This window comes from Actinomyces sp. ZJ308 (genome assembly GCF_011752065.1).
Classification (GTDB): domain Bacteria; phylum Actinomycetota; class Actinomycetes; order Actinomycetales; family Actinomycetaceae; genus Actinomyces.
Genome location: NZ_JAAIJY010000004.1, coordinates 89,757 through 102,579, shown reverse-complemented (window position 1 = coordinate 102,579; position 12,823 = coordinate 89,757). Strand labels below are relative to the sequence as shown.

11 protein-coding genes are annotated in these 12,823 nt (G+C 71.4%); 10 read left to right on the top strand and 1 reads right to left on the bottom strand.

The genetic code is table 11. The features are described from left to right. The first annotated feature begins 59 nt into the window (after positions 1-59). Both dinB and HCR68_RS03325 read left to right on the top strand, forming a co-directional pair. Positions 60-1,340: a DNA polymerase IV gene (gene dinB, locus HCR68_RS03330; protein WP_167146158.1), complete on the top strand. Its 1,281-nt coding sequence runs from the start codon at positions 60-62 to the stop codon at positions 1,338-1,340. Between the two features lie 196 nt (positions 1,341-1,536). Beyond that, complete coding sequence (locus tag HCR68_RS03325) at positions 1,537-1,950, top strand: DUF3040 domain-containing protein (protein WP_167146156.1); 414 nt, start codon at positions 1,537-1,539, stop codon at positions 1,948-1,950. Between the two features lie 223 nt (positions 1,951-2,173). On the opposite strand, the gene HCR68_RS03320 is transcribed toward HCR68_RS03325, so the two are convergent. After that, a complete protein-coding gene (locus HCR68_RS03320) occupies positions 2,174-2,362 on the bottom strand; it encodes a hypothetical protein (RefSeq protein WP_167146155.1) in 189 nt (62 codons plus the stop codon). A gap of 162 nt (positions 2,363-2,524) precedes the next feature. Here HCR68_RS03320 and mraZ point away from each other — a divergent pair, with 162 nt between their 5' ends. The 8 genes from mraZ (at position 2,525) to murD (ending at position 12,755) form a co-directional block, all read left to right on the top strand. Further along, a complete protein-coding gene (gene mraZ, locus HCR68_RS03315) occupies positions 2,525-2,956 on the top strand; it encodes a division/cell wall cluster transcriptional repressor MraZ (RefSeq protein WP_126413762.1) in 432 nt (143 codons plus the stop codon). Positions 2,957-3,306: 350 nt separating this feature from the next. Further along, positions 3,307-4,419, top strand: coding sequence for a 16S rRNA (cytosine(1402)-N(4))-methyltransferase RsmH (rsmH, locus tag HCR68_RS03310; RefSeq protein WP_167146153.1), 1,113 nt, complete (start codon positions 3,307-3,309; stop codon positions 4,417-4,419). Positions 4,420-4,506: 87 nt separating this feature from the next. Next, positions 4,507-4,980: a hypothetical protein gene (locus HCR68_RS03305; protein WP_167146151.1), complete on the top strand. Its 474-nt coding sequence runs from the start codon at positions 4,507-4,509 to the stop codon at positions 4,978-4,980. Between the two features lie 6 nt (positions 4,981-4,986). Continuing rightward, positions 4,987-6,786, top strand: a complete 1,800-nt coding sequence (locus HCR68_RS03300) for a penicillin-binding protein 2 (RefSeq protein ID WP_167146148.1) — start codon at positions 4,987-4,989, stop codon at positions 6,784-6,786. Between the two features lie 107 nt (positions 6,787-6,893). After that, positions 6,894-8,480 carry a UDP-N-acetylmuramoyl-L-alanyl-D-glutamate--2,6-diaminopimelate ligase gene (locus tag HCR68_RS03295; protein WP_167146146.1) on the top strand — a complete coding sequence of 529 codons (1,587 nt, stop codon included), beginning with the start codon at positions 6,894-6,896 and terminating at the stop codon, positions 8,478-8,480. Then, a complete protein-coding gene (gene murF / locus HCR68_RS03290; protein WP_167146144.1) occupies positions 8,465-9,928 on the top strand; it encodes a UDP-N-acetylmuramoyl-tripeptide--D-alanyl-D-alanine ligase in 1,464 nt (487 codons plus the stop codon). The genes HCR68_RS03295 and murF overlap by 16 nt, the downstream gene beginning before the upstream one ends. Then, positions 9,925-11,025, top strand: a complete 1,101-nt coding sequence (gene mraY / locus HCR68_RS03285; RefSeq protein ID WP_167146142.1) for a phospho-N-acetylmuramoyl-pentapeptide-transferase — start codon at positions 9,925-9,927, stop codon at positions 11,023-11,025. The genes murF and mraY overlap by 4 nt, the downstream gene beginning before the upstream one ends. 188 nt (positions 11,026-11,213) lie before the next feature. Then, complete coding sequence (gene murD, locus HCR68_RS03280; RefSeq protein WP_167146336.1) at positions 11,214-12,755, top strand: UDP-N-acetylmuramoyl-L-alanine--D-glutamate ligase; 1,542 nt, start codon at positions 11,214-11,216, stop codon at positions 12,753-12,755. The last annotated feature ends 68 nt before the right edge of the window (positions 12,756-12,823 follow it).

Here is a 12,823-nt window from a genome sequence, read left to right as displayed (position 1 = left end):
GCGCCGCAGCGCGTCACAGGGCCCTGACGGGCGAGTCCGTCGTATGAGAGGAGGTGGAGATGAGCAGGGCGCCCCGTTCCCAGGCCGCGCGCCGCTCCTGGGGTGATGACGACTCCGCCACCCCCATCATCCACGTCGACATGGACGCCTTCTTCGCCTCGGTCGAGCTCCTCGAGCACCCCGAGCTGGTCGGCCGCCCCGTCATCGTCGGCGGCCGCGACGGCCGGGGCGTCGTCTCGGCCGCCTCCTACGAGGCCCGAGCCTTCGGCGTCTCCTCGGCGATGTCCATGGCCGAGGCCTCCCGGCGCTGCCCCCAGGCCGTGGTCCTGCCCGTGCGCCACGGCCTCTACTCCCAGGTCTCGGCCCAGGTCATGTCCGTCCTGGCGGAGGTCACCCCAGTCCTGGAGAAGGTGAGCATCGACGAGGCCTTCCTCGACGTGACCGGGGCCCGGCGCCGCATGGGCTCGCCAGTGACCATCGGCAGGTGGATCCGCGCCGAGGTCCGCAGGCGCGTGGGTGTTCCGGCCTCTGTGGGCATCGCCTCCACCAAGTTCGTCGCCAAGCTCGCCTCGTCCCACGCCAAGCCCGACGGCCTGCTCCTCATCCCGGCCGACGCCACCCAGGACTTCCTCAACCTGCTGCCGGTCGGGGCGCTGTGGGGCGTGGGCGCCCGGACCCAGGAGGTCCTGGATCGATGGGGCGTCAAGGACGTGCGCACCCTGGCGGCCACCGACGTGCGCCACCTGGAGAGGATCCTGGGCCGGGCCGCCGGGCGTCACCTGCACGAGCTGTCCCACGGCGTCGACCCCCGCCGTGTGGAGCCGGTGCGCGAGGAGAAGTCGGTGGGCACCGAGACGACCTTCTTCGACACGGTCACGGACCGGGAGCACGCCCGACGGGTCCTGCTGGACCAGACCCACCAGTGCGCCGCCCGTCTGCGCGCGGGAGACCTGCGGTGCCGTGTCGTCGTCCTCAAGGCCCGGGGCGCCGACTTCACCACCGTCACCCGCTCACGCACCCTGCCCGTCCCCACCGACCTCGCCCACGACATCTGGGAGACCGTCTCCTCGCTCTACTCCGCCCTGCCCGTGCCGGCCGGCGGCTTCCGCCTCCTGGGGGTGCGGGTCGAGGGCCTGCTGCGTCCCGACGACGGCGTCCAGCTCCTCCTGGACGAGGACCCCCGGCGCGGTGCCTCGGAGAGGGCGGCCGACGCCGTGCGCCGCAGATGGGGCAGCGGTGCGCTGGCCCCGGCCAGCCTGCTGGGAGGCGGAGGCGGGGCCGCCCGGTCGCCGCACGGCAGCACGAGACGGCGAGCGCGCGATGATGAGACGGGGCCGTGAGCGCGAGCGGTGAGGAGAAGACGATGTGCCAGACGGTCAGACGGTCCCGGCCCGCTCGGGTCTCGGCCGCTCCGCCTCGGTCCGACCCGACCAATCTCGACCAACCTGGTTCCGCCAGTTTCTCCTGAGCCCCCACAGCGCCTATCCTGGCAACTACGGCGCAGATCCCCGGCCCCGCCCGGAAGCAAGGAGCATGATGGCACTGTCAGAGCGAGAGCAGCAGGTCCTGCGGGACCTGGAGTCGCAGCTCCACCAGGACGATCCCGACCTGGCGCAGACGCTCCAACGTGAGGAGCGTCAGCTCTCGCGTCTCTCGCCCCGTCATATCGGTGGGGGCGTGGCCCTGGTGCTCATCGGTCTGGCCCTTCTCATCGCCGGGGTCTCGGTGCGTCACAACCTCGTCTCCATCCTGCTGGGGGTGGCGGGCTTCCTCGTGGCCGTCGGCGGCGTGGCCCTGGCCCTGACCCGGGTCGAGAGCGCCTCGGGCTCGAACCGGTCCGCCACCGGTGGCGGTCAGCCCGGTCGAGACCGGAGCGGTAAGAAGAAGCGCTCCTCCTTCATGGACCGTCAGTCCGAGCGCTGGGAGCGCCGCCGCGACACCGAGGACTGACGGACTCACCTGACTCGATCCGCCTCGGCCTTTCCTTCGAGTACTCCTTCGAGGTCGTCCCTGCCGACGTGGCCCCCACTTCCCTCCACCAACACCACCCCCACATCCCACCACCCTTCCAAACCCTTCCAGCATCTGCAGGCCCTGTCCCCGACGCTCACCGGCTCGGGACAGGGCCTGCAGGTTGTCGGCTCCTCACCAGATCCCCGCAAAACCCGCAGAATCACAGGGGATTCCAAGGAACTCCAGGGATCTTCCAGAAGAGCTGCGCCGTCCGGGCCTCATCACCTGAAGCCTGCGTGCAGGCCGGATGAAGGCTGCTTTTTTCCTGTACATCCACCACGCCGAAGAGGTGGTGGTGAATGCCTCCCTCCACCGTCCCTCCACCCTCCTCCACTGCGTTCGAGTTCATCTCTGATGCGTGCGATATCAACGAAAGACGAGGATGTGTCGCCGGTGGAGGAGCGTCGGCGATGCGTAGTTGTGATGTGCTCGCGGGGGAGGGGTGGGAGAAAAGGGAGGGAAGTGGAGTAGGGTGGGGTGCACGGGGTCGTCGAGGGGAAGGAGGTGGCTCATGTTCCTGGGAACGCATGCACCCAAGCTGGACGAGAAGGGCCGTCTCATCCTCCCGGCGAAGTTCCGTGAGGAGCTTGCGGGCGGCGTGGTTCTGACCCGGGGTCAGGAGCACTGCCTGTACGCCTTCACCGCTGCCGAGTTCGAGCGCATGTACGCCCAGCTGCGTGAGGCGCCCCTGGCTCAGAAGCAGGCGCGTGACTACGTGCGCGTCATGCTCTCGGGCGCGGACTCGCAGATCCCGGACAAGCAGGGCCGCATCACGCTGCCGGCGCCACTGAGGGCCTACGCGGGCCTGAAGAAGGACCTGGCCGTGATCGGAGCCGGGGCCCGGGTGGAGATCTGGGACGCCGAGTCCTGGAGCACCTACCTGGCCGCTCAGGAGCAGGTCTTCGCCGATACGGCGGAGGAGATCATCCCCGGCTTCTTCTGAGCCGGAACCGGCCGTCGGTCGCCACCGGCGACCGGCAGCCGAATACCCGGTCGAACCGCCGGCTGAACCCCAACTGAACACCGTGGACCGCACGCTGAGGCCGTCAGGGCTCTGGTGAGCCATCTCGTGAGGTCTCCGCCCGATGTCGCGTCCGACGCCTCTTCCCCGGCGCCGGAACCACGGGAGGAGTCCTGGCGAGATGGCCACCGCCGGTCCGCGAACCGACGTCGACGACGGGCAGCCGATCCGGCAGACCGACGCTCCGCAACCCCTCACGGGGAGCTGAGCCACCCAGCACCAGACGCGTCCAGTGCCCGCCACCGGACCAGCACCAGGAAGGAGAGCGCCGCATGACCAGCCCCCAGGCTCAGGCAACCGCCGACGCCGCCGGCCGGCACGAGCCGGTGCTCCTCCAGCGCTGCCTGGACCTGCTCGCCCCCGCGATCGAGGGGGCCGCCGACCAGACCTCTGCAAGGCCGGTCATGATCGACTGCACCCTGGGCATGGGGGGCCACACCGAGGCGGCGCTCGAGCGCTTCCCGGCTCTGAGCGTCGTGGGCATCGACCGCGACCCCGAGGCGATCGCGCTGGCCTCAGCGCGCCTGGAGCGCTTCGCAGACCGCTTCGTGGCGGTTCAGACCACCTACGACGCCGTGGACCGGGTTGCCCGTGAGTACTCCGTGCGCGCCGAGGGGACGGTGGACGCCGTCCTCATGGACCTGGGCGTCTCCTCCCTCCAGCTCGACGAGGCCTCACGGGGATTCTCCTACGCCCGCCCCGCACCCCTGGACATGCGCATGGACCAGGGCTCGGGGACCACCGCCCAGGACCTGCTGGAGACCGCAGGCGCCGCTGAGATCACCCACATCCTGCGCACCTACGGCGAGGAGCGATTCGCCTCCCGTATCGCCTCCGCCATCGTGCGTCGCCGTGAGGCGGGTAAGCCGGTCGCCAGTACGCAGGAGCTGGCCGAGCTCGTCCGTCAGGCGGTGCCGGCACCGGCCCGCCGCAGTGGCGGGCACCCGGCCAAACGGACCTTCCAGGCGCTGCGCATCGCCGTCAATGCCGAGCTCGACGTCCTGGAGCGGGCCGTGCCCCGGGCGCTCAACAGCCTGCGCGTCGGGGGACGCCTCGTGGTGGAGTCCTACCAGTCGCTGGAGGACCGCATCGTCAAGCGGTCCCTCAGCCGCGGGGCCACCGCTCGGGCGCCGCGGGACCTGCCTGTCGTGCCCGAGGCGGACCGCCCCTACCTCGAGCTGCTCACCAGCGGCGCGGAGAAGGCCGATGCCCGCGAGCTCGACCACAACCCCCGCTCCGCCCCGGTGCGGCTGCGCGCAGCCGTACGCATCCGCCCGGCCGACCAGGCCCCCGTACCCGAGTCCCCACCGGCTCCGGCCGCAGAGCGCAGCCGGAGCCCGGGGCGCAAGGCCGGGCACCGACCCGGTCGGCACCGGAGGACATAGCTAACCGCTGCCAACCGCTGCCAACCGGCCCCACCCGCCCCAGTCATCCAGTCATCAGTCCAGAAACATCACAGGGAAGGCACATCGATGAGCGCCACCGCCACTGCTCGAGTCACCCGCCCGGTCACAACGCGGCGCACCGCCCAGGCAAGTGGTTCCACCGGCACCCAGGGACGCACTGAGGCCGGTTCCGTCACCCGTCCCCAGCTGCGCGTCATCAGCGGCGCCTCCCGGGCGACCTCGTCCTCCCTGCCCTTCCTCACGCTCATCATCATGGTGCTGGCGGGCGCTCTCATCGCCTCGATGCTCCTCAACGCCAAGATGGCCGATACCGCCTACCGGATGAAGGAGAAGCAGGTCGAGCTCAACGTCGCCGAGGACCACGTCGAGACGCTGCGCACCCAGGTGCAGGAGGCCTCGGCACCCGACGCCCTGGCCACCCGTGCCAAGGAGCTCGGCATGGTGCCCGCCGCCGCTCCCGGCGTCGTCGACGTCGACAAGGGCCAGCTCACCGAGGGCACCCCCGCCCAGGCGGCCAAGGCCGGCCAGGCCGGGAAGTAGGCGCCGGTGAATCCCTCGCGTCGTCAGGCGCTCCAGGCCGGGGGCCTGCTGCTCTTCACGGCCCTGGCCGGTCGCACCGTCTACGTCCAGGCGATCGACGGGCCCGAGCTGGCCGCCAAGGCCAAGGCCGAGCGCACGGTCTCCTGGGTCAACCGGGCCCCCCGGGGAGACATCACCGGACGAGACGGCACGGTCCTGGCCTCGTCGGCGGTCAGCTACGACATCGGCGTCAACCAGACCCTCATCGCCCAGTACGAGCGCACCGAGATGCGTCCGAACGAGTCCACCGGCGTCAACGAGAAGGTCGTCGTCGGCTACGGGGCGGCGGCGGTCGCCGCCCAGCTCGCCCCGATCCTCGACGTCGACCCCCTCGAGCTCGGGGCCAAGCTCGTGGGAGAGCGGACCTACGAGGTCATCGCCCAGGAGGTCGCCCCCGACACCTGGCGCAAGATCAAGGCCCTGGACATCCCCGGCGTCGAGCCCGACCAGCGCACCCGACGCACCTACCCGGCCGGGACCGTGGCCGGCAACGTCCTGGGCTTCACCCACGAGGGGGAGCACAACCGCGAGCTCATCGGGGCCGCCGGGCTGGAGCTCACCCAGAACAAGCTGCTCACCGGCGTCGACGGCAAGGGCAGTGAGGAGATCGGACGCAGCGGCGTCATCATCCCCACCGGCGAGCAGGAGGACAAACCGGCCAGGCCCGGCGCCACGGTGCGCACCACCCTCAACCCGGACCTGCAGTCCATCGCCCAGGAGACCATCGACCGCACGGTGGCCGCCCAGCACGCCGACTGGGGAATCGTCATGGCCATGGAGCCGAGTACCGGCAAGGTCGTCGTCCTGGCCGACTCCAACTCCGTCGACCCCTCCGACCCCTCGGCCACCTCCGAGGAGAACCGCACCGCCCGCAGCGTCCAGGCCGTCTTCGAGCCCGGAAGCGTCGGTAAGGTCGTCACCTTCGCCACCGCCCTGGAGGAGGGCGCGGTCAAGCCCGAGGACACCTGGACCATCCCCTACACCTGGACCTCGGCCAGCGGGCAGACCTTCAAGGACTCCCACGAGCACGAGACCCAGACGCTGACCACCTCCGGGGTCCTGGCGGAGTCCTCCAATGTCGGCACCGTCCAGATCGGTGAGAAGGTCTCCGACGACGTCCGCTACGACTACATGAAGCGCTTCGGCTGGGGCGAGGCCACAGGCATCGAGATGCCCGCCGAGTCCGACGGGATCATCTACCCGCCCAGCTCCTGGGACGACCGCACCCGCTACACCACGATGTTCGGGCAGGGGGTCGCCGGAACCACCCTCCAGTCCCTCCAGGTGCTGGCCACCGTGGCCAACAAGGGCGTGCGCGTGGCGCCGCGCGTCATCGACGCATGGATCGACGCCGACGGCAAGGAGACTCCCCAGACCCGCCCCGAGGGGGCGCGGGTCATCTCCGAGGCCACCGCCAAGACCCTCACCGAGATGCTCATCGGCGTCACCCAGGAGGGCGGCACCGCCGAGTCCGCCTCCATCAACGGCTACCTGGTGGCGGGCAAGACCGGGACCACCGAGATCCTCACCGACGACTCCACCGTGGCCTCCTTCGTCGGCTTCCTGCCCGCACGCGACCCGGTCCTGGCGATCGCCGTCATCGTCTACCGGCCCGAGGGCATCTTCGGGGGCACCGTCGCCGCCCCCGTCTTCCGGGAGGTGGCGCTGGCCGCCATGCAGGCGCTCAACATCGCCCCGGACCCGAGCGTCGTCGCCGCCCAGGCCGCCCGGGACGGAGCCGGCGGGGAACGGGACGCGAGCCAGTGAGGTGCCCCATGAGCTAGGTGAGCGTGACCACCAGCACCCCGGCGAAGTGGGCCGGAGGGGCTCTTGTGGAAGATCGACAGTCGAAGGTCGCGATAGATTGAGGAACTATGAGCAACCACGCCTACGAGTCGGCCGCCGCCCTACGGCCGGGCTCCAATGGTCCCATCCCCATCAGCACTCTGTGCGAGCGCTTCTCCCTGGTTCCCGCCTCAGCTGATGATGCCGCCGCCCTGGGCGACCTGAGCGTCCTGGGAGTCAGTGTCGACTCCGGTGACACCGCCCCGGGCGAGCTCTTCGTGGGCCTGCCCGGCTTCACCGTCCACGGCGCCCGTTTCGCCGCCGAGGCCGTCGCCTCCGGGGCCGTCGCGGTCCTGACCGACACCGACGGCGCCCGGATCGTCCACGAGATCGCCCCCGGCACCCCGGTCCTCGTCCACGACGATCCCCGCGCCGTCGTCGGCCCCCTGAGCGCCGAGGTCTACCACCACCCCGCACGCGGTCTGGTCACCACCGCAGTGACCGGCACCAACGGCAAGACGACCACTTCCTACTTCCTGGATGCGATCCTGTCGGCCCACGTCGGCGGCTGCATGGTGGCCGGGACCGTTGAGCTGCGCGTGGGGGAGCGCTCCGTGGAGTCCCCGCGCACCACCGTCGAGGCCCCCGTCCTGCAGCGGATGATGGCCCTGGCCGTGGAGGACCGGGTCGGCGCCGCCTCCCTGGAGGCCTCCAGCCACGCCATCGTCCTGCACCGGCTCGACGGCGTCGTCTTCGACGTCGCCGGCTTCACCAACCTCCAGCGCGACCACCTCGACTTCCACAAGACCATGGAGGGATATCTGGAGGCCAAGGCGCAGCTGTTCACCCCCGAGCACGCCCGTCGCGGCGTTGTCTGCGTCGACGACCAGTGGGGCGCCCGGCTCGCGCAGGAGGCCCCCATCGAGGTCGACCGCGTGCGCGCCTACCCCGGCGACACCCCCGCCGACTGGTGGGTCAGCGATGCCGCCGTCTCCCTGACCGACTCCGCCACCACCTTCATCCTCCACGGGCCCGACGGCGAGCAGATCGAGGCCTCCTGCCCCCTGCCCGGGCTCGTCAACGTCCAGAACGCCGCCCTGGCCCTGGTCATGGCCATCCGTGCGGGCGTTCCCGCCGCCACGGCCACCGCCGCCCTGGCAGGAGCCCACAACATCCCGGGTCGGATGCAGCGCATCAGTCAGCGCGACGACCGACGCGGCCTGTGCATCGTGGACTTCGCCCACACCCCCGACGCCATGGAGCTGGCCCTCAAGGCCGTGCGTCCCATCACCCCCGGTCGCCTCATCGTGGTCTTCGGCTCCGACGGCGACCGCGATCAGGGCAAGCGCCCCATGCTGGGCGAGGTGTGCGCCCGCCTGGCCGACGTCCTGGTCATCACCGATGAGAACCCCCGCAGCGAGGACCCCCAGCTCATCCGTGACGCCATCCTGGAGGGGGTGCGCAGCGTGCGCCCGGACCTGAAGGACGTCGAGGAGGTCACCACCTGGCGCGGCGACGCCGTGCGCCGGGGGGTCGAGCTGTGCGGGCCCGACGACACCGTCATCGTCACCGGCAAGGGCCACGAGCCCTTCCTGGAGATGGCCGGCGAGTTCATCCGCTACAACGACGCCCCCGTCATGGCCCAGGCCGTTGAGGAGAAATGGGGACGGGGATGAACCTCAGCCTGAGTCAGATCGCAGCCGCCGTCGGCGGCAGACTCATCGGCCCGGACGCCTCCGTCACCGGCCCCGTCGTCACCGACTCCCGTCAGGCCGCCGAGGGCGCCCTGTTCGTCGCCGTCCACGGCGAACGCACCGACGGCCATGCCCATCTGGGCTCCGCACTCGGCCTGGGCGCCGTCGGGGCCATCGTCTCCGACCTGGAGGCGGCCCGAGCCGGGCTGTCCGGGGAGGAGATCGAGGCGGCCCCCGAGGACCCGCCCATGGGACTCGTCCTCGTGGAGGACACCGTCACGGCCCTGGGCGCCCTGGCCCGCACCCACCTGGCCGGCCTGCGCCAGGCAGCAGCGGATCGCGGTCAGCGGCTCACCGTCGTCGCGATGACCGGCTCGGTGGGTAAGACCACCACGAAGGACCTCACCCGCCAGCTGCTGGCCGCCTCCGGGCCGACGGTGGCTCCCAGAGCCAGCTTCAACAACGAGATCGGCCTGCCGCTGACCGTCCTGGAGGCCGACGAGCGCACCCGCTACCTCGTCCTGGAGATGGGAGCCTCGGGCCCCGGCCACATCGCCTACCTCACCGATATCGCGCCACTGGACGCGGCCGGCGTCCTCATGATCGGCCACGCCCACATGGGCGGGTTCGGCTCCATCGAGGGAGTCGCCGCCGCCAAGGCGGAGATCATCGCCGGCCTGCTTCCCGGCGGCACCGCCATCCTCAACGCCGACGACGCGCGCGCCGCCGCCATGGCGGAGCTCGCCCCGGCGCAGGTCCTCACCTTCTCCAGCCGGGGAGGCGCTGCGGACCTGCGCGCCGAGCACATCGTCCTGGACGAGGCCGCCCGAGCGGCCTTCGACCTCCGCCTGCCCGGACTCGATGAGCCCCGGCGCGTCCGGCTGGCCGTGGCCGGCGCTCACAACGTGGCCAACGCCCTGGCCGCGGCGGGCCTGGCCCTGGCCGCGGGGCTGGGACCCGAGCTCGTCGCCGAGCGGCTCGGCTCCGTGAGCATCGAGAGCCCCCACCGCATGGACGTGACCGAGCTCAGTGGTGATCTTCTCCTCATCGACGACTCCTACAACGCCAACATCGACTCCATGACGGCGGCGCTGGCCGCTCTGCCTGCCCTGGCCGGGGACCGGCGCCGCGTCGTCGTGGTTTCCGAGATGCTCGAGCTGGGGGAGTCCTCCGCCGCCGATCACGCGCGCACCGGGGAGTTAGCCGCCCAGGCCGGAGCCGCTATGCTCATCGGCATCGGCTCCACCCAGGAGGCACTCGAGGCAGCCGGGGCGCGAGGGGTCGAGGTCGTCGGCTTCGCCGATGCCGCGACCGCCATCTCCCAGATCGACGCCCTCCTGTCCGACGGCGACGCCGTCCTGGTCAAGGGCTCCAACGGATCAGGCGCCTGGCGCCTGGCCGACCACCTCAAGGAGGTTCGTCCCCGATGACCGCCATCCTCATCTCCGGCGTGGTCGGACTGGTGGGCACCCTGCTGGGAACCCCGTTGCTCATCCGCTACCTCCACGCCAAGGAGTACGGGCAGTTCATCCGCCAGGACGGCCCTCAGGGCCACTTCACCAAGCGCGGCACGCCGACCATGGGCGGCCTCGTCATCATCATCTCCACCGTCCTGGGATACACCCTGGCCAACCTCACCCAGCTGCGCACACCGCGCGCTTCCGGGGTCCTGCTGCTCTTCCTCATCGTCGGGCTCGGGCTCATCGGCTTCCTGGACGACTTCGAGAAGATCTCCAAGCAGCGCTCCCTGGGGCTGCGGGCCTGGCAGAAGATCGTGGGACAGGCGCTCATCGGCGTCGGCTTCTCGGTGGCCGCCCTGCGCTTCGCCGACCGCAACGGGCTCACCCCCGGCTCCACACGGATCTCCTTCGCCCGGGACTCGGCGATCGACCTGGCCTTCGCCGGCAGCGTCGTCGGGCTCATCCTGTTCATCCTGTGGGCGAACTTCCTCATCACCGCCTGGTCCAACGCCGTCAACCTCACCGACGGTCTCGACGGGCTGGCCGCCGGCGCCTCGGCCATGGTCTTCGGCGCCTACACCCTCATCGGCGTGTGGCAGACCAACCAGTCCTGCAACTACGGCCACGAGTCCATGGTCCCCACCACCTGCTACCAGGTCAGGGACCCTCGCGACCTGGCGATGATCGCCGCGGCCCTCATGGGGGCCTGCTTCGGGTTCCTGTGGTGGAACGCCTCACCCGCCAAGATCTTCATGGGTGACACCGGCTCCCTGGCGCTGGGAGGGGCCGTGGCGGGGCTGTCGATCCTGACCCGCACCGAGTTCCTCGCCGTCATCCTGGGCGGGCTCTTCCTGGCCGAGGTCATGAGCGACATCATCCAGATCGTCTCGTTCAAGTCGACAGGCCGACGCGTCTTCCGCATGGCTCCACTGCATCACCACTTCGAACTGGGAGGATGGACCGAGGTCAACGTGGTGATCCGCTTCTGGATCATCGCCGGCCTGTGTGTCATCGCAGGACTGGGACTCTTCTACGCCGAGTACCTGCGCCAGCTCATCTTCGGGTGAGCCGGGCCGCCCGGGCCACCAGGGCCCGACGAACCACTGATGCAGAGCCTCCCGCCGGCGGACCGGTGAGGAGGCGTGAGGAACCAGGAGCGTGAACCCGCACCGTGACGAGTCTGACTGAAGTCCCCGGTGAACCGACCAGCGGCGCCGGTCCGGTGGGTGCACCCGGATCCGCTGCGGCCGGTGCCGTGAGCGGCCCTGGCGGGTCCCTGAGCGACCAGCTCGACGGCGCCCACGTGGCCGTCGTCGGGCTCGGGCGAACCGGACGCGCCGTCGTCGACGCCCTGGCCACCCTGGGGGCCCGCATCCACGTCTTCGACAGCCGCGAGGCCTCCATCGAGGCGCTGGACGCCACCGCGCACGGCACCCTGGCCACCTCCGTGGTCTCGGCCACCGTCGCCGACGGCGAGGCGACAGCGGCCGCCCTGGCCGACTCCCCGGCGCGGCTGCTCGTCGTCTCCCCCGGAGTCCCGGCCACCGGCCCGGTCCTGCGCACCGCCGAGGCGGCTGGCATCGAGACCTGGAGCGAGATCGAGCTGGCCTGGAGGCTCCAGCAGGACTCCTCGCGTGCGGACGTCCCCTGGCTCACGCTGACCGGCACGGACGGCAAGACCACGACGGTCGGCATGCTCTCGGCGATCCTGGAGGCCCAGGGACTCACGGCCCCTGCCGTCGGCAACATCGGCACCCCCGTCATCGAGGCGGTGCTGGCCGGCAGCGCCGACGCCCTGGCCGTGGAGCTGTCCAGCTTCCAGCTCCACACCACCCGGACCCTCTCCCCCCTGGCCTCGGCCTGCCTCAACCTGGCCGCCGACCACCTCGACTGGCACGGGGGCCCGGAGGCCTACGCCGCGGACAAGGCCCGCGTCTACGCCCGCACCCGGCTCGCCGCCGTCTACAACCTCGCCGACGGCGCCACTGAGGACATGGTGCGCCGGGCCGACGTCGTCGAGGGCTGCCGGGCCGTCGGCTTCACCCTGGCCGCGCCGGGCCTGGGACAGGTCGGCATGGTCGAGGACATGCTGGTGGACCGTGCCTTCCACGCCGAGCGCCGCTCCAGCGGCGTCGAGCTCGCCACCGCCACCGACATGGCCCACCTGGCCCCGGGGCGGCGCCCCGAGAACCTGCCCGCGCACCTGCTCGCCGACGCCCTGGCGGCCGCCTGCCTGGCCCGCGCGGCCGGGGTCGGAGCGGAGTCGGTCGCGGCCGGGCTGCGCGACTACAGCCCCGGTGCCCACCGGATCGTCACCGTCGCCCAGGCCGACGGCGTCACCTGGGTCGACGACTCCAAGGCCACCAACCCGCACTCCGCCGAGGCCGCGCTGACCTCCCTGCCGAAGGGAACCGGTGTGTGGATCTGCGGCGGAGACACCAAGGGTGCCCAGTTCTTCGACCTGGTCCGCACCGTGCGGCCCCATCTGCGCGGCGCCGTCGTCATCGGCAAGGACCAGAGCGACATCCTGGCCGCCCTGGAGCAGGAGGCGCCAGGACTGCCGGTCACCCGCGTCAGCGACGCCGCGCCCGAGCGGGTCAGCGTCGCGGCGGTGGAGGCGGCCGGAGCCCTGGCCCGCAGCGGCGACACCGTCATGCTGGCGCCGGCCTGCGCCTCCTGGGACCAGTTCACCTCCTACGCCCAGCGCGGTGACCTGTTCGCCGCCGCGGCCCGGGCCCACACCGGACTCGCCGGCGCCCAGACGGTGGAGGCCTCCGGTGTCCAGGGGCAGCCGTGAAGACCGGGTCCACCTCGGCCACCGCTCCTCGCTCGTCGAGACCGCCCTCGTCGGGGTCCTCGGCGCCC

Bases quoted from the DNA above. Each gene is read 5' to 3' on its own strand.
- dinB (WP_167146158.1), top strand. From the start codon at position 60: ATGAGCAGGGCGCCCCGTTCCCAGGCCGCGCGCCGCTCCTGGGGTGAT.
- HCR68_RS03325 (WP_167146156.1), top strand. From the start codon at position 1,537: ATGGCACTGTCAGAGCGAGAGCAGCAGGTCCTGCGGGACCTGGAGTCG.
- HCR68_RS03320 (WP_167146155.1), bottom strand. From the start codon at position 2,362: ATGAACTCGAACGCAGTGGAGGAGGGTGGAGGGACGGTGGAGGGAGGC.
- mraZ (WP_126413762.1), top strand. From the start codon at position 2,525: ATGTTCCTGGGAACGCATGCACCCAAGCTGGACGAGAAGGGCCGTCTC.
- rsmH (WP_167146153.1), top strand. From the start codon at position 3,307: ATGACCAGCCCCCAGGCTCAGGCAACCGCCGACGCCGCCGGCCGGCAC.
- HCR68_RS03305 (WP_167146151.1), top strand. From the start codon at position 4,507: ATGAGCGCCACCGCCACTGCTCGAGTCACCCGCCCGGTCACAACGCGG.
- HCR68_RS03295 (WP_167146146.1), top strand. From the start codon at position 6,894: ATGAGCAACCACGCCTACGAGTCGGCCGCCGCCCTACGGCCGGGCTCC.
- murF (WP_167146144.1), top strand. From the start codon at position 8,465: ATGGGGACGGGGATGAACCTCAGCCTGAGTCAGATCGCAGCCGCCGTC.
- mraY (WP_167146142.1), top strand. From the start codon at position 9,925: ATGACCGCCATCCTCATCTCCGGCGTGGTCGGACTGGTGGGCACCCTG.